Here is a 16,830-nt window from a genome sequence, read left to right on the forward strand (position 1 = left end):
CAGCCTCGCGTGGCCCTCGACAAGATATTTCGAGGCGTGGCCCGAACTCGAGAGCGCCGAACCGAGCGGTTGTCACGCAACCTTCCCCAAGGCAGCCAACCCGGTTAACGGGTCGGGTCCTTGCCGTTCGGCTGCGAAGGCCCGGGTCCAGGCGACCACCAGCCCCACACGGTCTTCTCGCCGTGCCGCACCGTCGGCGCCACCCCGGTCGTGTACGGCTCGATCTGCAGCAGCTGTCCCCACGACTGGTACGGCTGCCCGTTCAGATAGCTCGGCACCTCGGGCTCGTCGGCGATCTCCTCGAGCCAGCCGTTCGGGCCGCCGTTGGTGCTGGACGCCCATTTCGCCTCGTCGGCGAGCTGGCCGGCGGTGATGCGGTAGTCCGGCATCGCGGAGATGCCGTCGTGCGAGGTGACCGGGTTCGCGCACGGGTACACGAACGACGCGGGCCAGTCGATGTACACCGATTTGCCCGCGAGCTTGTCGGTGAGCGTGGTGAAGGTCGGCACGCGCGGCGCGGACGCGGCGATCCAGCCGTCCTCGGTGAGGTCGTTGTCCACCATGACGATCCGCACCGACGTGGTCTCCGGCGGCAGGTCGCGCAGGTTGATCCGGGTGTCGTTCCAGCCGCCGGTGCCCGCGCCGGGCGGGAGCGCGAACTGGCCGCGCAGCACGCGCACGCCCTCGGGAGTGTTCACGCCGTACTCCAGGCTCACCGACGTGGGACGGCGCGGCTGGCTCGCGGTGGCGACCACGATCTGGCCGTTCTCGGTCCGGTCGGTGAGCGCGTACCAGTCGCTGCGCAGCCGTCCGGCGCGGGTCTGGGTGTCGAGGTAGCTGCTCCACATCGGCACCTGGTCCTGCTTGAACCCGTGCGGCGGTTCGGCCAGCGGGTCCTTGTCGTCGACCGGGCTGGTGTGGAAGCCGGTCTGGATCCGGCCGTTGTCCTGGTCCGGGCTCGGCAGCGGGTTCGGCGGGTTCTGCGTCACCGGTTTCTCCGGCACCGTCCGCTGTTCGGGCTGCGGGTGCAGGATGCTCTTCGCCGCGTCGCGCTCGACCATCACGTGGTCGGACAGGTTGCAGCTCTTGCCGAACAGGTGCCCGATGTTGGCCGCGCCGAGGCTGTAGCTGTCGCGCTGGAAGTAGATCGCCGCGCCCATCGTGTAGATCTCGCCCGCCGCGACCAGGCCGCACACCACGACCAGCGACAGCGAACCGAGCCGCAGCGACCGGCTCCGGCCCTCCTGCTGGGTCAGCGCCGGGCCCGGCCGGTGCGCGCGGATGTTCTCCACGAACGCGTAGATCCCGGCGATCGCGGCGGCCGCGAGCAGGATCGTCGACAGCGGGATGCCGCCGATCGACGGCGCGACGTTCGTCCACGGCACGCCGATCCGCGAGACGAACCAGTACGTGTTCGGCCCGGTCGCGGCGAGCGCGCCGACCACCAGCAGCACGGCGAGGAACGCGGCTCGGTTGCGGTTGGAGCGCAGCACGGTGGAACTGGTCGCGAGCGCGGTGAGCGCCGCCATCGACGCGCCGACCGCGGCGAACGCGCCGAAGTGGTGCGTCCATTTCGTCGGGGTCAGCGCGAGCAGCAGGAAGAACAGCGCGGTGGTGCCGATCAGCCGGCGGCTCGGCCCGAGCGCCGCGCCGGGGATCCGGCCGCGGCGCAGCAGCACCACCAGGCAGGTGACCGTGCAGAGCAGCACGAGCAGCACCGGGAACCGGCGCGGCGCGGAGCCGTCCGGCAGGTTCTCGAAGAGCAACTGATACCGCGCGAGTTCCTGGAACCACGACAGGTTCGGGCCGACCGCGGTGCGGATGCGGGTGGCCTCCTCGACCGTCGCGAACGTCTGGTCGGCGAACATCACCACGAGCACCAGGAAGCCGGACGCGAGGATCGGCGCGAGCATCGGCAGCCAGCCGCTCGCCGACCGCTGCCGGACCAGCTTGAACAGCGGTTTCCCGGCGACCAGGAAGGGCGCTACGGCGATCAGCCCGGTCGGCGTCGCGGCGAGGGTGAACGCGGCCGCGGTCAGCCCGAGGCACAGCGGCAGCAGGCGGCGGGTGACCAGGGCGCGTTCGACCGCGCAGATCGCCAGCAGCGACCCGAGCGCGGCGACCGGTTCCGGCCGGACGCCGTTGTTGTAGGGCATCCACCAGACCAGGAACACCGCGGCGGCGGCCCAGCCCGCGGCGCGGCTGCGGCGGACCTGGGTGCCCAGCCGCGGCATCACCTCGCGGCTGATCAGCAGCCAGCTGATCACGCCCAGCAGGTACGAGGGCAGCCGGATCCACGGCGGCACCGTGCTGACGTGCGTCATCAGCTCGTACAGGTGGTAGAACCAGCCGAACGGGGCCTCGGCGACGCCGAACCAGCGGTGGTAGTTCGTGAGGTACCCGGTGGCCTCGGTGACCCGGGCCATGGTGAGGATGTAGCCGTCGTCCGAGGTCACCGGCCCGATGAAGACCCACGCGCCGAGCACGCCGAACACCGTCGCGTCGCGGCCGGTCAGCCGCCACCAGCCGACCGGGGCCCAGCGCGGCGCGCGGCGGGCGAAGCCGGAGTCCATCCGCCACACCGCGATCAGGCAGCCGAGGAACGACAGCGCGGCGAGGATGCCGACGACGATCTTCAGCGTGGTCGGCGAGGTCTGGTAGCGGGTGTCCGGGACGACCGACACGTGCAGCCCGGCGATCGGGTCGCGCGCGGAGGTGATCGAGGAGTAGATGCCGAGCACGCGCGGCCGGACGTCGCCGGTGGTGTGGAAGATCGAGGTCTTGCCGACCGAGAGCGTCATCTGGGTCGCGTCCGAGTCGAGCGTGACCTTGCAGCCGTCCTGCGGCAGCGGCTGCTGCGCGATCTGCTGGCCCTGGCTGGACGCGAGCAGCACTCCGTTGTCGACGCGCAGCTGCATGCCGACGCCGTTGGCCGCGTGCTTGCCGGTGCGCCCGTCCGGAACGGTCGAGAACAGCAGTGCGGGACCGTTCGTGCGCGCGTCGAGCGAGCGGATCGTCTCGCAGGGCAGTTCGGCCTTCAGGTCCTGTGCCCAGTACCCGGTCAAGGGCGCGTTGACGGAACGCGTGTCGGAGGCGACGGGCCAGACGACTTCCGCGGTGTCCTGCACGACCGGCAGGAAGGGATAGGCCAGGGCGCACAGCGCCGAAAGCAACCCCAGCACTACGGCAATCGGACGCATTAGAGGAAATCTATTGGGTCAGGGTTGACGCGGTTGCGCGGACCCCTCGTCGCGCGGGGTGAACCGCTCGTGGTGTAACGCGCTGGCCAGCGGCGCGCGGCTGCGCCAGCCGTGCCGCTCCAGGTCGGGAACCTCGGCCAGATTCGTTACCGGTCCTATACAAAGCCAGGCCACCGGGCGGATCCCGGCGGGAATGCCGAGCAGGTCCGCGAGCACGGGTTCGCGGTAGAAACTCACCCACCCGACGCCGAGTCCTTCCGCGGTCGCGGCGAGCCACAGGTTCTGGATCGCCAGGCAGACCGAGTACAGCCCGGCGTCGGCGATCGCGTGCCGCCCGAGCACCGCCGGGGCGCCGCGCTGCTCGTCGTAGGTGACGACGATGCCGAGGCTCGATTCGCGGATGCCTTCGACCTTGATCCTGGCGAACGTCTCCGCGCGCTCGCCGTCGAGGGACGCGGCGAACACGTCGCGTTCCTCGTGCACGTGGCGGGCGAATTCCTCGCGCGTGGCGGGGTCGCGGACGAGCACGAAGTCCCACGGCTGGCTCATCCCGACGCTCGGCGCGGCGTGCGCGGCCTCGAGCACCCGGGTGAGGACGGCGTCGTCGATCGGTTCGCCGGTGAACTCGGCGCGGACGTCGCGGCGCCGGTGCAGGACTTCGTAAAACATGGCGTTCATTGATTCAGCGTTCATCGGCTGAGCACCCATTCGACGGCGGCGGCTGCGTCTGTGGTTTCCGTGGCTTCCGGAGCGGACGGTCGGGGCGGCCGGCGCACGACGACCACCGGCAGGCCGAGTTCCCGCGCGGCGGTCAGCTTCGCGGCCGTCATCGCGCCGCCGCTGTCCTTGGTGACCAGCACGTCGATGTCGTGTTCGGTCATCAGCGCGCGTTCGCTGTCGAGGCGGTACGGGCCGCGGTCGAGCACCACCTCGTGGCGGCGCGGCAGCGGCTGGCCGGGCGGGTCGACGCAGCGGATCAGGAACCACAGCGGGTCGAGGTCGGCGAAGGCGGCCAGGCCCTGGCGGCCGCTGGTGAGGAACACGCGGGTGCCGAGGCCGGGCAGGAGTGCGGCGGCCTCTTCGAGGTCGTCTGCCCAGTGCCAGCGATCGTCTTCGCTCGGCTGCCAGCCGGGGCGCGCGAGCCGCAGGAGCGGAATGCCCGCGGCTTGGGTGGCATGGAAAGCGTTGGCGCCGATGCGTTCCGCGAACGGATGCGTGGCGTCGACCACTGCCCGGACACCGTTTTCGCGCAGCCAGGTCGTAAGGCCTTCGACGCCGCCGAACCCGCCGATCCGCACTTCTCCGACCGGCAGGCGTGGTCGCGTGACGCGTCCGGCCAGCGAGGAGACCACCGGGACGCCGCGTTCGTGCAGCTGTGCGGCGAGGTCGCGGGCCTCCGCGGTGCCGCCCAGGATCAGGACGGTCATCGCCCGTACCCGACGGCCGCGCGCCACCGGTCGAGCGTGCGCATGTTGGCGAGCGTTTCGGCCCAGGTCAGCTCCGGGCCTTGCCGGTCCGCGACATGCGCGGCGACGTAGTCCGCTTCCCGCGCGTAAACCCCTTGCGTGGCTTCGATTTCGATGACCTCCGGCTCGCCGTCCGACGGAGTCAGCACGATCGTCGAAACGCCCGGCGCGCGCAGTTCGTGGATCCACGCGGGCTTCGGCACGTACAGCTGGCCGGCGGTGCCGTAGATCCGGATGTGGTCGTCCTGGGTGAGCAGGTAACCGCAGGACATCTGCGCGATGATGTCGCCGGGCAGCCGCAGCAGGCCCATCGCGAACTCGTCGACGCCGCTTTCGGTGAGCCGCGCCATGCCGGTGACCAGCGTCGGCTCGACCGCCGGGATTCCGGTCGCGGCCTGCGAAACCAGCCGGGCCAGCGAGGTGCAGTAGCAGCCGACGTCGAGGATTCCGCCGCCGCCGAGCGCGGGGTCGCCGAGGCGGGCCGCGTCGTTCGCGTCGGAGTCGAAGCTGAACGTGACGTCCACGGCGCGGACCTCGCCGATCGCGCCGGATTCGATCAGCTCGACCAGCCGTCGCGTCTGCGGGTGCATGCGGTACATGAACGCTTCCATGAGGAAAACGTCGTTGCGCCGCGCGGCATCGATGACTTTCTCCGCGTCGGGCGCGGTGAGCGTGAGCGGTTTCTCGCACAGCACGTGCTTGCCCGCTTCGGCGGCTCGGATCGCCCATTCCTCGTGCTGCGCGTGCGGGGTGGCGACATAGACCGCGTCGACGTCCGGGTCGGCGAGGAGTTCCTCGTAGCTGCCGTACGCCTTCGGGATTTCGTACCTGGTCGCGAAATCCTGCGCCCGCTGGGCCGTGCGCGAGGCCGCCGCGGCGAGCACGCCGTGGCGGCTTTGCTCGACGCCGGCGGCGAATTCGGCGGCGATGGTCCCGGTGGCCAGCAGGCCCCAGCGCAGTTCGGTCACAACGACTCCGGTTGGCTCGCCCGGTCCCGGGTGCTCGAATACAGGAAACTGTCCGGGAATCCGCCCGCGGCGAGGACCCGGCCGACGAAAATCGTGGCCGCGCGGGTCATTCCGGCGGCCCGCGCTTGACCGGCGATGTCCTTGAGCGTGCCGCGGACCACCGTTTCGCCGGGCTGGCTGGCCAGCGCGACGACGGCGGCCGGACAGTCCTCGCCGTAGTGCCCGGCGAGTTCTTCGGTGACGCGCTCGACATGGTTGATCGCCAGGTGCAGCGCGAGAGTCGTGCCGGTGCGGGCGAAATTCTCCAGCGTTTCGGCGTCCGGCATCGCGGTGGACCTCGCCTGCGCGCGTGTGATCACGAGGCTCTGCCCGATTCCCGGGACGGTCAGTTCGCGGCCGAGCACGGCGGCGGACGCGGCGAACGCCGGAACGCCGGGGACCATCTCGTACGGCACGCCTTCCGGTTCCAGCCGCCGGACCTGTTCCGCGACCGCGCTGTACAGCGACGGGTCTCCGGAACACAGCCGCGCGACGTCCTGCCCGGCTTGATGCGCTTCGATCAGTTTCGCGGTGATCTGGTCGAGGCTGAGGTTCGCGGTGTCGACGCGCTCGGCGTCCGGCGCGCAGTAGGCGAGCAGGTCGGTCGGCGTCATGCTGCCCGGGTACAGGCACACCTGGCAGCGCGCGAGCAGGTCGCGGCCGCGCACGGTGATCAGGTCGGCCGCGCCCGGTCCGGCGCCGATGAAGTAAACGGTCATTTCCAGCTCCACTGCGTGACTGCTCGGGACGGCGTCCATCCGGTGAACCCGCCGAGCGGTTTCGCGTGCTCCACGGAGATCCGTTGCAGTTCCCCGCCGTGCCGGGCGTACGCGGCGGCCAGGATCTGCTCGGCTTCGAGGGTGACACCGTGCGCGACGATCCGGGCGTCGGTTTCGACACACTGGTCGAGGACGCCGGGCACGGTCAGGCCGCCGCCGACGAAGATCGCGTCCGGGCGGGGGAGTCCGGCGAATGCCTCGGGCGCCGGGCCGGTGACCACCTGTAAGTCCGGCACGCCAAGGGTATTGGCGTTGCGCTGGACGCGTTCGGCGCGCGCGGGGTCGCGTTCGATCGCGATGGCGCGGTTCAGTGGATGGGCACGGGACCATTCGATCCCGATGCTGCCCGCGCCCGCGCCGACGTCCCACAGAAGTTCGCCCGGAGCTGGGGCGAGGCGGGCGAGGGCGGACGCGCGGAGGTCGCGTTTGGTGAGCTGGCCGTCGTGCTCGAAGGCGTCGTCGGGGAGGCCGACGAGCGGGAGGCCGGGACCCTTGCAGAGCACGGCGAACACAGTGAGCGGGCCGGGGTCGCAGGTCCAGCCGTCGGAGCCGCGCTCGTCGTCCGCGCCGAGGTTTTCCCAGGCGGTAAGGGCGGAATCGCCGTACCCGCGGGCTTTGAGCAACTCGCGCAGTTCTGCTGCGGAGGCGCCCAGGACCAGCAGTTTCCGGTTGGGTGCCAGGGCTCGCGCGACGCGGTGGACAGCGCGGCCGACGACGGTCACGACCTCGGTTTCCTCGAACGACCAGCCGAGCCGCGCGCGGGCCAGTGTCGCTGACGAAACCGCAGGGTGGACGTCGAGCGCGTAGCCGCGGTCACGGAGGGTGGTGGCAATGCCGGACAGATACGGATCGCCGCTGGCCAGCACGCACACCTGGCCGGTCTGCTTCGCGAGGATTTCGTCGAGCGCGGGGAGCAGCGGGCTCGGCCAGGGCTGGGTCCGGAGGTCCGCGGGCAGGGATTTCAGCTGCCGTTCCGAACCGAGCACGACGTCCGCCTGCCGCACGGCGTCGCGGGCCGCGGGGGTGAGCCCGGCCCACCCGTCGGCCCCGATCCCGACCACCGTCAGGCGTGATTCTTCGCGCACGATTTCCCACCCTAAGCGAAGGCTTCGCTGTGCGATGATCGGCCGGACGCCGACCCACGAGGGAGTGCTCTTGAAGCCCTATCCGTTCACCGCTGTCGTCGGGATGCCGGACCTGCGTCTGGCGCTCGTCCTGTCCTCGATCTCGCCCGCGGTCGGCGGGGTGCTGGTGCGGGGCGAGAAGGGCACCGCGAAGTCGACCATGGTGCGCGCGCTCGCGGGGCTGCTGCCGGGCGTCGACGTGGTGGAGCACTGCCGGTTCTCGTGCGACCCGGTCAGCCCGGACCCGGCGTGCCCGGACGGGCCGCACGCGGCGGGCGCTCCCGCGCACCGGCGGCCGGCGCGGCTGGTGGAACTGCCGGTCGGCGCGGCGGAGGACCGGGTCGTCGGCTCGCTGAACCTGGAGAAGGCGCTGGCCGAGGGCGTCACCGACTACCAGCCCGGCCTGCTGGCCGCCGCGCATCGCGGGCTGCTGTACGTCGACGAGGTCAACCTGCTGCACGACCATCTGGTGGACACGCTGCTCGACGCGGCGGCGATGGGCCGGGCGACGGTCGAGCGCGAGGGCGTTTCGGTTTCGCACGCGGCGCGGTTCGTGCTGATCGGGACGATGAACCCGGAGGAGGGCGAACTGCGGCCGCAGCTGCTCGACCGGTTCGGCCTGACCGTCGAGGTCGCGTCGAGCCGGGATCCGGAGCAGCGCGTCGAGGTCGTCCGGCGGCGGCTGGCCTACGAAGCGGACCCGGACGGTTTCGCCGACGGCTACGCCTCGGCGGACGCGGAGCTGGCGGCGAAGATCGAGGCGGCGCAACGGCTTCTGCCGTCGGTGAAGCTGCCGGACGAGGCGCTGCGGCAGATCGCCGAGGTGTGCGCGTCGTTCGAGGTCGACGGCATGCGCGCGGACATCGTGACGGCGCGGACGGCGGTCGCGCACGCGGCGTGGGCCGGGCGCGCCGAGGTCACCACCGAGGACATCAGGGTCGCGGCGCGGCTCGCGCTGCCGCACCGGCGGCGGCGGAATCCGTTTGACGCGCCGGGGATTTCCGAGGAGCAGCTGGAGCAGGCGCTGGAGGATTCGCAGCCGCCGCCCGAGGGACCGGACGACGACGGGCCCGGCGAGGGCGGCCCCGGTCCGGATGACGGCGGCCCGCCGCCGGACGGTGGCCCGTCTGGTTCGGACGGTCCTCCGCCCACTGACAGCGGTGAAACCCCGGCCCCGTCGGGCAATGGGTCTTCGCCGCAGAAGACGGTCAGTGCCGGGGATACCTTTCGGGCGCGGGTCTTCCGGGTGAAGGGCACCGGCGAGGGCGAGCGGGGCCGTCGGTCGCGCGCGATCACCGACACCGGCCGGACGATCGGCGTGCAGCCGCCCAGCGTGCGGGAGGGACGGCCGCACCTGGTCGCGACGATCCGTGCTGCCGCACCGCATCAGCAGGCGCGGGGCCGGTCCGGGGCGGGTCTCGAAGTGCGGTCCGCGGATCTGCGGTTCGCGCTGCGCGAAGGCCGCGAAGGCAATCTGGTGCTGTTCTGTGTGGACGCGTCGGGCTCGATGGGCGCGCGGGCGCGGATGCGGGAAGTGAAGACCGCGGTGCTGTCGCTGCTGTTGGACGCCTACCAACGGCGAGACAAGGTCGGTCTCGTCACGTTCCGTGGCTCGGACGCCGAGCTGGCGCTCCCGCCGACAATCAGTGTCGAAGCCGCAGCGGCCCGGCTGGAAGGCTTGCCGACTGGCGGCCGCACGCCACTGGCTGAGGGATTGCTGGAAGCCGCGCGGGTGCTGCGGGTCGAGGCGATCCGGGATCCGCGCCGTCGGCCGCTGCTGGTGCTCGTCACCGACGGCCGCGCCACGAGCGGTTCCGACGCGGTCGCGCGGGCCAAGGCCGCCGCGGGTTTGCTGACGGACGTGACGACGATCGTGATGGACTGCGAGACCGGCCGGATGCGTCTCGGCCTGGCCGCGGAACTGGCCGGGCATTTGGGAGCCGAACACGTGCCACTGTCCGATGTGGCCGCTGAATCGCTGGCCTCGGCCGTGCGCGAACGGACGGGGAGGGCTGCCTGATGCCGCAGGGAAAACCGGCTGTCGTGCCGAAGGACGGGCTCACCACGCGGCAGCGCCGCAACCGTCCGCTGCTCGCCGTGCACACCGGCGAGATGAAAGGGAAATCCACCGCGGCGTTCGGCATGGCTTTGCGCGCGTGGAATCAGGGCTGGTCGATCGGCGTGTTCCAGTTCGTGAAGTCGGCGAAGTGGCGCGTCGGCGAGGAAGCCGCGTTCAAGGCGCTCGGGAAGCTGCACGACGACACCGGACAGGGCGGTCCGGTCGAGTGGCACAAAATGGGCGAGGGCTGGAGCTGGTCGCGCAAGCAAGGGTCCGAAGAGGACCATGCCGCCAACGCCCAGGAGGGCTGGGCGGAAATCAAGCGCCGGCTCGCCGCCGAAACGCACGATTTCTATGTCCTGGACGAATTCAGCTACCTGCTCAAATGGGGCTGGCTCGAGGTCGACGACGTGGTGTCCACTTTGGCCGCGCGGCCCGGGCACCAGCACGTCGTGATCACCGGCCGTTACGCGCCGCCGGAGTTGATCGAGGCCGCGGATCTGGTCGCGGAAATGACGAAGGTGAAGCACCCGATGGACGCCGGGCAGAAGGGCCAGCGGGGGATCGAGTGGTAGCACGGGTCGTCATTGCCGCACCCGGTTCCGGGCACGGCAAAACCACCATCGCGGCCGGTCTGATGGCCGCGTTGCGCACCGCCGGGCACGCCGTGTCCGGGCACAAGGTCGGTCCGGACTTCATCGACCCCAGCTACCATTCGCTCGCCACCGGCCGCCCCGCACGGAACCTGGACCCGTTCCTGCAAGGCGAGGACACGCTGGTTCCGTTGCTGCGCCACGGTTCCGCGGGCGCGGACATCGCGGTCATCGAAGGAGTGATGGGCCTTTTCGACGGCGCTTTGGGCACCGAAGGCTACGCGTCGACCGCCCATGTCGCGCGGCTGCTCGACGCGCCGGTCGTGCTGGTGGTCGACGCTTCGGCGGCTTCGCGCAGCGTCGCGGCGACCGTGCTGGGGTTCGCGCAGTACGACACCCGCGTCCGGCTGGCTGGGGTGATCCTGAACAAACTGGGCTCGCAACGGCACGAGGACGAGATTGTCACCGCGCTGGAAGCGACTGGCGTCCCGTTGCTGGGTGCCTTGCGGCGCAACGAAAACGTGCACGCGCCGAGTCGGCATCTCGGGTTGGTTCCGGCCGTCGAACGGGCGGCGGAGTCGCAGCGGCTGCTGCCGGAACTGGCGGAATGGGTTGCCGCTGGGGTCGATCTCGAAGGCATCGTGCGGGTGGCCCGAAGCGCCCCCGCACTGACTGGTCCTTTGTGGAATGCCGGTCCCGAGTGGGACGGTCCGCGTGCGACCCTCGCCGCTGCTGGCGGTCCGGCGTTCACCTTCCGCTACGCCGAGAACATCGAATTGCTGGCCGCTCGCGGAATCGACGTCGTGGACATCGACCCCTTGCGAGACAAGGCCCTGCCCGCCGGGTGCGCCGGGTTGTACTTCGGTGGCGGATTCCCGGAAGTGCACGCTGCCGAGCTGTCGTCCAATGTGGAACTCCGGACGGCAGTCGGTGAGGCTATCGACGCCGGAATGCCGGTGAGCGCGGAATGCGCGGGCTTGCTGTACCTGTGTCGTTCTCTGGACGGATTGCCGATGGTCGGCGCGGTCGCCGCGGACGCGACCATGACGTCGCGGGGGAAACTCGGTTACCGCCGGGCGGTCTCGGTCGTGGACAACGTGCTCGCAGTGGCCGGGCAACGGGTCACCGGACACGAATTCCACCGCACCGAAATCACTCCCGCGCACGGAGAAACCGCCGCGTGGGGCTGGGATCGCAGCCTGGACGGGTTCGCCTCGGCTTCGCTGCACGCGTCTTACCTGCACGTTCACTGGGCCGGGCATCCCGAACTGGCAGACCGTTTCGCCTCGCGGGTGCGTGCTCATTCCCTGGCAGCAGTCCATGGCTGAGTACGACCTCCACCACCACGGCGATCGCGAAGTCGGCGAGGGACTTGTCGACCTGGCTGTGAACGTCCGGCTCCCGGCTCCGCCTTCGTGGCTGCGTGCGGAACTCGCCGCCGCCCTGGATGACCTGGCCGCCTACCCGGATCCGACCCTCGCCGCGGAAGCCGTCGCTGCCCGCCATGGCCGGGATTTCGCCGACGTCCTGGTGACTGCCGGTGCCGCGGAAGCGTTTACGCTGCTGGCTTCGCTTCCCGCTGAGCACGCAGTGGTAGTCCACCCGCAATTCACCGAACCGGAAGCCGCTCTGCGCGCCGCCGGACACACCGTCGACCGAGTCACCTTGTCCGAAGTGGACGGTTACCGCTTAGATCCCGCCGCGGTCCCTGATTCGGCCGACCTGGTCTTCGTCGGCAACCCGACCAATCCGACCTCGGTCCTGCACCCCGCCGATTCGCTGCGGGCCTTGGCACGCCCCGGGCGGGTGCTCGTGGTGGACGAAGCTTTCCTCGACGCCGTCCCCGGAGAAGTCGAAAGCCTTGCCGGAGAACGAATCCCCGGCGTGGTGGTGGTGCGAAGCCTCACCAAAACGTGGGGCTTGGCGGGCCTGCGAGCCGGATACGTCCTCGCCGAACCGTCACTGATCGCCCGTTTGCGCGCGGTACAGCCACCCTGGTCAGTGTCCACTTTGGCCGCTGTGGCGACGGTTGCCTGCTGTCGTCCCGCCGCCCTGGAAGAAGCTGAAAAACTGGCCGCCGCCGCGGAAGCCGACCGCGACTACCTGGAATCCGGCTTGGCCGCCCAGGGAATTCCCGTACTCGGCACCCCGCGCGGCCCGTTCGTGCTGATCCGAGTCCCCGGCGGTGCGGACGTCCGATTGCGACTGCGCGAAGCAGGCTACGCCGTCCGTCGCGGTGACACTTTCCCCGGCCTTGGCCCCGACCACCTTCGCCTCGCGGTCCGAGACCGCGCGACGACGGACGCTTTCCTTGCTGCGCTGGCTAATGCTTCTGGAGCGCGGTGAATTCCTCAAGCCAAGCGTAATTCGGCGCTGCCGTGCCGTCGGGATTCTTCTGCACGGTCGCGCGCGCGAACACGCTGTTGAGCAGCCACGGCGGAGTATCCGGTCCGAAGTCCCCGCCCTTGAGCGCAGCGATGCCCTGATCGATGCCGTACGCGGCGACGGCGAGCTTTCCGGTCGCGCGGAACTTCGTCATCTGGTCGGCGAGGAAGTTCTTGTTGTTCTCGAACCACGGGCTGGTGCGGAGGAAATCGTCCCACCGCGCCTTGGGGAACGGCCGGTGCAGCGCGTTGCGGATGACTTGCCAGACCTTGGTGTCCTGCGGCACGTGGTACTTGCCCGCGTACTCGGCCGAGATCCGGTCGGCGAGATGTTTCTTCCACAGTTGGACCAGGGAGAACTCGGTGACGAGGAACTTCTTGCCGCCCAGCTTGGGCAGGGTGTAATCGAGAAACGCCTGAACCTCGTCCGGCGCGCCGACGTGCGGATGAAGGTCGGTGCCCGCGATCTCCGGCGTGTCTCGGACGTACTTCAGCCAGCGTTCGGTGCCCGCTCCAGTCCACTTGGGATCCTCGAGATTGTTGAGCGCGCCCATGTAGAGGGCGGTCTTTCCCTTGCGCTGCTTGATCACGTGAGCGGCGACGGTCTCGTAGAATTCGTTGAGCGCGCCGTTGTTCCAGTCCGCCCGCGGGCATTCGATGAACGGCTCGTTGCCGATCACCAGGATGTCGACCTTGTCCATCACGGCGGGAAGCACTTTGTCGACCCGCGCGAGATCGGTCTGCATCTCCGGGGTCCCGGGCCGCGGAATCGGTTTGTGGGAGTCGGGAAAATACGGGAACTTGAGCGACAGAACGGTGCCGTACTGGCGATCGGCCGCTTGCAGCAAGGTCTTGATCGTCGGGTTTTCGGTGGCAGCGTGCTTGTCCAGGTCGGGCATCGCGGTGAACCCGCGCACCCACTTCGCGCCGGACCGCTGAAGCTCGTCCCAGCCCATGGTGTCCGGATCGGCGTTGAAATTCGCCCCGAGCGCTCCGTCCGGCTTGGGCACCGCGGTGTTCGGGGCCGGGGCATCGGGCGTCGAACTGCAGGCAGCCGTGGCGAAAACCGAAAAACCGGCGGACAACTGGAACAGCCGACGCCGGGTAAAGTGCGCGGATGCGGGCGAGCTGGATGCCACGAGGTCCCCTCGGTCATGCGTCGCGGACTCTTCCTTGGTAACACGAGTGGAGCTCGCGTCGCAGCCTGAGCGTCGATTTCACCGCGCCCGGCGGCGTCTCGGACGGCGATGTGAGCGGCGCGTTTTCGTGGCGGACGTCGGCGAAATCCTTGTGTGGGTCACCTGTCCGGTTTGGACGACGCCTGGTATGTGACCTAGGCGGTCGCCAGCAACGCCGCCGCCACCGCCACTTCGACGCACCCGCCGAGGACGTCGCCGGTCACTCCGCCGATGCGCTGGACGCACCGGGCCAGCAGCACCGCCGCGGCCGCGTACCCGAGCGCTACCGCGAGACCCCCTCGCCACCACGGCAAACCCGGCGTCAACGCGGCGCACCCCGCCGCGAGTACGAACACCAGTACGGCCGCCAGGACCGGAACCGATCCGGCGACCGTCGCGCCCAAGCCCTCCGGCCGGGCCGAGGGGACCCCTCGTGCGCAGCACAGCGAGAGCACGCACCGTCCACAGAGGACGGAAAGGACGGCGGCGGCGATGCCGTGTCCGTGTGCGATCGCGCCGGTCAGCGCGCCGGTCTGGACGAGCAGGACGAAGAGCAACGTTGCGACACCGGTGGGCCCGGAGTCGCCGCGGCGCATGACGTCGAGGGCTTTCGCGCGGTCGTAGGAGGCACCGAGTCCGTCGGCGGTGTCGGCCAGCCCGTCGAGATGCAGTCCGCGGCTGCCCAGGGCTACCGCCCCCAGCGCCAGCGCGGCTACGGCCAGCGCGGGGAGCCCGATCGCAGTCCCGCCCGCGACGATGAGCCCCGCCACCGCGGCGAGCGGGAGCGCGGCAAGCGGGCCGAGCGCCATCGCCACGCCCGCGACCCGCCGATCGATCACACGCGGCGCGGGCACCGGGACGGTGGTGAGGGTGCCGACGGCGAGGCGGATTCCGTCGCTGAGCCGGGTCACGAGGCGCGCCCCAATGCGGCGTTGGGTGCGTGGGGCGCGACGAATGCGGCTTTGGTTGCGTGGGGTGCACCGAATGCCACATTGGGTGCGTCTAGCGCACCCAACGCCACATTGGGGCGATCCCCAGCAGAATGGATGCCGCGCCGATCCGCGAACCGGGCCACGAACCGAGTCCCGCGCTGGGCACCGGGTTCAACCCCAGCGGGGACCCCGGGTCGAATCCCGGCCAAGACCGCGAGCCGGATCCCAGCCGGACCTGCGAACTGAACCCCAGTCGAACCCGCAAGCCGAACTCCAGCCAAAGCCCCGGCCCGGACCGCAGCCGAATCCGCGGGCCGAAGCCCAGCCGAATCCGCGAGCCGGAGCCCAGCCGAATCCGCGAGCCGAACCCCAGCAACAACCCCAGCCCGAGCCGCAACCCCGCCCCCAGGCCAAGCCTCGAACCGACTCCGGCGCAAGGCCTGCCCTTCGCGCACCCCGGTCACCCGAGGTCCGCCAGCAAACCCATCTCCGCGATCACCGCGCGCGCCGCGCGCAGGGTCGGCACGGCTTGCACCGCCCCGCTGCCCTCGCCGAGGCGCAGGCCCAGGTCGAGGATCGGCGTCAACCCCAGCGCCTTCAACGCAAACGCTTGCGCGGGCTCCGTCGAACGATGTCCGGCCAGCCACCACTGCTCAGCCCCGGGCGCGATGTCCCGGGCCACCAAGGCCGCTGTCGCCGAGAAGATTCCGTCCAGCACCACCGGGATTCCCCGGACGGCCGCCTCCACCAGGAAGCCGGCCGTCGCGGCGAGGCAGGCGCTGCCGAGGGCGGTCAGGCGGTCGAAGGGGTCGGTCACGGGGCGTCGCGACAGGGCAGCGGCGACGACAGCGGTCTTGCGCTCCAAGGCCTCCCCGGACACCCCGGTGCCGGTGCCTACCACCTCGGCCGCGGGAAGGCCCAGCGCAGAAGCGACGACCGCGGCGCAGACGGTCGTGTTGCCGATGCCCATGTCGCCGGGAATGAGAACGTCCGCAGTGGACTCCGAAGCAGCGATGGCCCGTCCCGCCTCAAACGCGGCAAGTGCCTCGCCGGGCGCCAACGCGTCCTCGACGTCGATGGCGCCCGAACCGCGGCGGATCTTGTGGGCGGTGACTTCGGCGGGAACGTCCGAGGCGTCCCAGTCGACCGCGATGTCCGCTACCCGCACCGAAGCCCCGACCTGTGCCGCGAGGACCGTTACTCCGCTTCGCCCGGCGAGGAACACGCGCACCATCGCCGCGGTGACCTCGCGGGGGTACGCCGACTGCGCCGACACCCCGTGGTCGCCGGCGAAGACGACCACGCGGACGTCGTCCAGCGGGCGCGGCGGGACCGCCCCGTGCGCGGCGCTCAGCCAGGCCGCGAGTTCTTCCAGCCGACCGAGCGAGCCGACCGGTTTGACCAGGCCGTCCAGGCGCTCCAAGGCGGCGGCGCGGGCGGCGGCGTCCGGGACGGGGATGGCGAAACTCGGCACGGCTGGCTCCTCACGGAAGGTCGAGCGCCCGCCCGGCGACGATGAGCGACACCCGGTCGCTGTCGGCGGACACCCGGTTGTTGAGTGCGCCCAGCACATCACGGAACAGCCGTCCGGACACCGTTGCGGGCACCACACCGCTGCCGACCTCGTTGCTGACCGCGACGATCGGCACCCGGGCCTGGCTCCACGCGGCGAGGAAATCCTCGAGCCGGTCGTCCAGTCTGCGCTCCCAGCCCGTTTTGCCCGACCACGCGCCCACCTCGTCGAGGACCCGCGAGAGCCAGGTGCCGAGACAGTCGATCAGCAACGGGCTCGTCGCGTTGCGCAGCACGGTCGCCAGGTCGGTGGTCTCGACCGTCGTCCAGTGGCGCGGGCGGCGGGCCCGGTGCGCCTCGACCCGGGCGGCCCATTCCGGGTCCTCGGCCGACGGGGGCAGCCCGGGAGCGACGTACACGAGGTGGGGGTGGTGCGCGACGAGCCGCTCCGCGTGCCTCGACTTGCCCGAGCGGACCCCGCCGAGAACGAGCACCTTGCCGTCGTCGCGTCCGTACCGGCGGAGGGCCTGCGCCAGGGTTTCGAGAGACCCGGCGAGCCGGTGCGTCAGCTTGGTCATACCCGGCATTCTCTCCCT

The 16,830-nt window shown here is 70.7% G+C and carries 14 protein-coding genes; 4 read left to right on the top strand and 10 right to left on the bottom strand.

All coding sequences use genetic code 11. From position 1 onward, the window contains the following. Positions 1 to 104: 104 nt before the first annotated feature. Genes FKO37_RS16215 through cbiE form a run of 6 tightly spaced genes read right to left on the bottom strand, consistent with a single transcriptional unit; the run spans position 105 to position 7,537 of the window. Positions 105 to 3,200 (bottom strand): arabinosyltransferase domain-containing protein, encoded by a 3,096-nt coding sequence (locus tag FKO37_RS16215; RefSeq protein WP_238604894.1) that lies wholly within the window; start codon positions 3,198 to 3,200, stop codon positions 105 to 107. A gap of 18 nt (positions 3,201 to 3,218) precedes the next feature. After that, positions 3,219 to 3,878: a 5,6-dimethylbenzimidazole synthase gene (gene bluB / locus FKO37_RS16220; RefSeq protein WP_238604895.1), complete on the bottom strand. Its 660-nt coding sequence runs from the start codon at positions 3,876 to 3,878 to the stop codon at positions 3,219 to 3,221. A gap of 11 nt (positions 3,879 to 3,889) precedes the next feature. Further along, on the bottom strand, positions 3,890 to 4,627 hold the full coding sequence (locus tag FKO37_RS16225) for a cobalt-precorrin-6A reductase (protein ID WP_238604896.1): 738 nt from the start codon (positions 4,625 to 4,627) through the stop codon (positions 3,890 to 3,892). Then, a complete protein-coding gene (locus FKO37_RS16230) occupies positions 4,624 to 5,634 on the bottom strand; it encodes a Gfo/Idh/MocA family protein (RefSeq protein ID WP_238604897.1) in 1,011 nt (336 codons plus the stop codon). The genes FKO37_RS16225 and FKO37_RS16230 overlap by 4 nt, the downstream gene beginning before the upstream one ends. Further along, positions 5,631 to 6,392: a precorrin-4 C(11)-methyltransferase gene (cobM, locus tag FKO37_RS16235; protein ID WP_238604898.1), complete on the bottom strand. Its 762-nt coding sequence runs from the start codon at positions 6,390 to 6,392 to the stop codon at positions 5,631 to 5,633. The genes FKO37_RS16230 and cobM overlap by 4 nt, the downstream gene beginning before the upstream one ends. Next, positions 6,389 to 7,537: a precorrin-6y C5,15-methyltransferase (decarboxylating) subunit CbiE gene (gene cbiE, locus FKO37_RS16240; RefSeq protein WP_238604899.1), complete on the bottom strand. Its 1,149-nt coding sequence runs from the start codon at positions 7,535 to 7,537 to the stop codon at positions 6,389 to 6,391. The genes cobM and cbiE overlap by 4 nt, the downstream gene beginning before the upstream one ends. A gap of 70 nt (positions 7,538 to 7,607) precedes the next feature. Between cbiE and FKO37_RS16245 the strand changes: the two genes are divergently transcribed. Genes FKO37_RS16245 through cobC form a run of 4 tightly spaced genes read left to right on the top strand, consistent with a single transcriptional unit; the run spans position 7,608 to position 12,574 of the window. Next, positions 7,608 to 9,596 carry a putative cobaltochelatase gene (locus tag FKO37_RS16245; protein WP_238604900.1) on the top strand — a complete coding sequence of 663 codons (1,989 nt, stop codon included), beginning with the start codon at positions 7,608 to 7,610 and terminating at the stop codon, positions 9,594 to 9,596. Further along, entirely contained in the window at positions 9,596 to 10,210 is a 615-nt protein-coding gene (gene cobO / locus FKO37_RS16250) for a cob(I)yrinic acid a,c-diamide adenosyltransferase (protein WP_134730433.1), read from the top strand. The genes FKO37_RS16245 and cobO overlap by 1 nt, the downstream gene beginning before the upstream one ends. Continuing rightward, complete coding sequence (locus tag FKO37_RS16255) at positions 10,204 to 11,556, top strand: cobyrinate a,c-diamide synthase (RefSeq protein ID WP_238604901.1); 1,353 nt, start codon at positions 10,204 to 10,206, stop codon at positions 11,554 to 11,556. Before cobO ends, FKO37_RS16255 begins: the two co-directional genes overlap by 7 nt. Continuing rightward, a complete protein-coding gene (gene cobC / locus FKO37_RS16260; RefSeq protein ID WP_238604902.1) occupies positions 11,549 to 12,574 on the top strand; it encodes an Rv2231c family pyridoxal phosphate-dependent protein CobC in 1,026 nt (341 codons plus the stop codon). Before FKO37_RS16255 ends, cobC begins: the two co-directional genes overlap by 8 nt. Here the strand turns inward: cobC and FKO37_RS16265 are convergent. From FKO37_RS16265 to FKO37_RS16280, 4 genes are all read right to left on the bottom strand, one after another. Then, on the bottom strand, positions 12,552 to 13,751 hold the full coding sequence (locus FKO37_RS16265; RefSeq protein WP_238604903.1) for a hypothetical protein: 1,200 nt from the start codon (positions 13,749 to 13,751) through the stop codon (positions 12,552 to 12,554). The two genes, cobC and FKO37_RS16265, sit on opposite strands and share 23 nt — an antisense overlap. A gap of 194 nt (positions 13,752 to 13,945) precedes the next feature. Continuing rightward, positions 13,946 to 14,701, bottom strand: a complete 756-nt coding sequence (locus tag FKO37_RS16270) for an adenosylcobinamide-GDP ribazoletransferase (RefSeq protein WP_238604904.1) — start codon at positions 14,699 to 14,701, stop codon at positions 13,946 to 13,948. A gap of 481 nt (positions 14,702 to 15,182) precedes the next feature. Beyond that, entirely contained in the window at positions 15,183 to 16,196 is a 1,014-nt protein-coding gene (gene cobT, locus FKO37_RS16275; RefSeq protein ID WP_037817589.1) for a nicotinate-nucleotide--dimethylbenzimidazole phosphoribosyltransferase, read from the bottom strand. 10 nt (positions 16,197 to 16,206) lie between these two features. Continuing rightward, on the bottom strand, positions 16,207 to 16,812 hold the full coding sequence (locus FKO37_RS16280; RefSeq protein ID WP_037817588.1) for a bifunctional adenosylcobinamide kinase/adenosylcobinamide-phosphate guanylyltransferase: 606 nt from the start codon (positions 16,810 to 16,812) through the stop codon (positions 16,207 to 16,209). Positions 16,813 to 16,830 lie beyond the last annotated feature (18 nt).

This window comes from Amycolatopsis sp. Poz14, from assembly GCF_006704225.1.
In the GTDB taxonomy this organism is placed as follows: domain Bacteria; phylum Actinomycetota; class Actinomycetes; order Mycobacteriales; family Pseudonocardiaceae; genus Amycolatopsis; species Amycolatopsis nivea.

Bases quoted from the DNA above. Each gene is read 5' to 3' on its own strand.
- cobO (WP_134730433.1), top strand. From the start codon at position 9,596: ATGCCGCAGGGAAAACCGGCTGTCGTGCCGAAGGACGGGCTCACCACG.
- bluB (WP_238604895.1), bottom strand. From the start codon at position 3,878: ATGAACGCCATGTTTTACGAAGTCCTGCACCGGCGCCGCGACGTCCGC.
- FKO37_RS16225 (WP_238604896.1), bottom strand. From the start codon at position 4,627: ATGACCGTCCTGATCCTGGGCGGCACCGCGGAGGCCCGCGACCTCGCC.
- cobM (WP_238604898.1), bottom strand. From the start codon at position 6,392: ATGACCGTTTACTTCATCGGCGCCGGACCGGGCGCGGCCGACCTGATC.
- FKO37_RS16215 (WP_238604894.1), bottom strand. From the start codon at position 3,200: ATGCGTCCGATTGCCGTAGTGCTGGGGTTGCTTTCGGCGCTGTGCGCC.
- FKO37_RS16280 (WP_037817588.1), bottom strand. From the start codon at position 16,812: ATGACCAAGCTGACGCACCGGCTCGCCGGGTCTCTCGAAACCCTGGCG.
- cobC (WP_238604902.1), top strand. From the start codon at position 11,549: ATGGCTGAGTACGACCTCCACCACCACGGCGATCGCGAAGTCGGCGAG.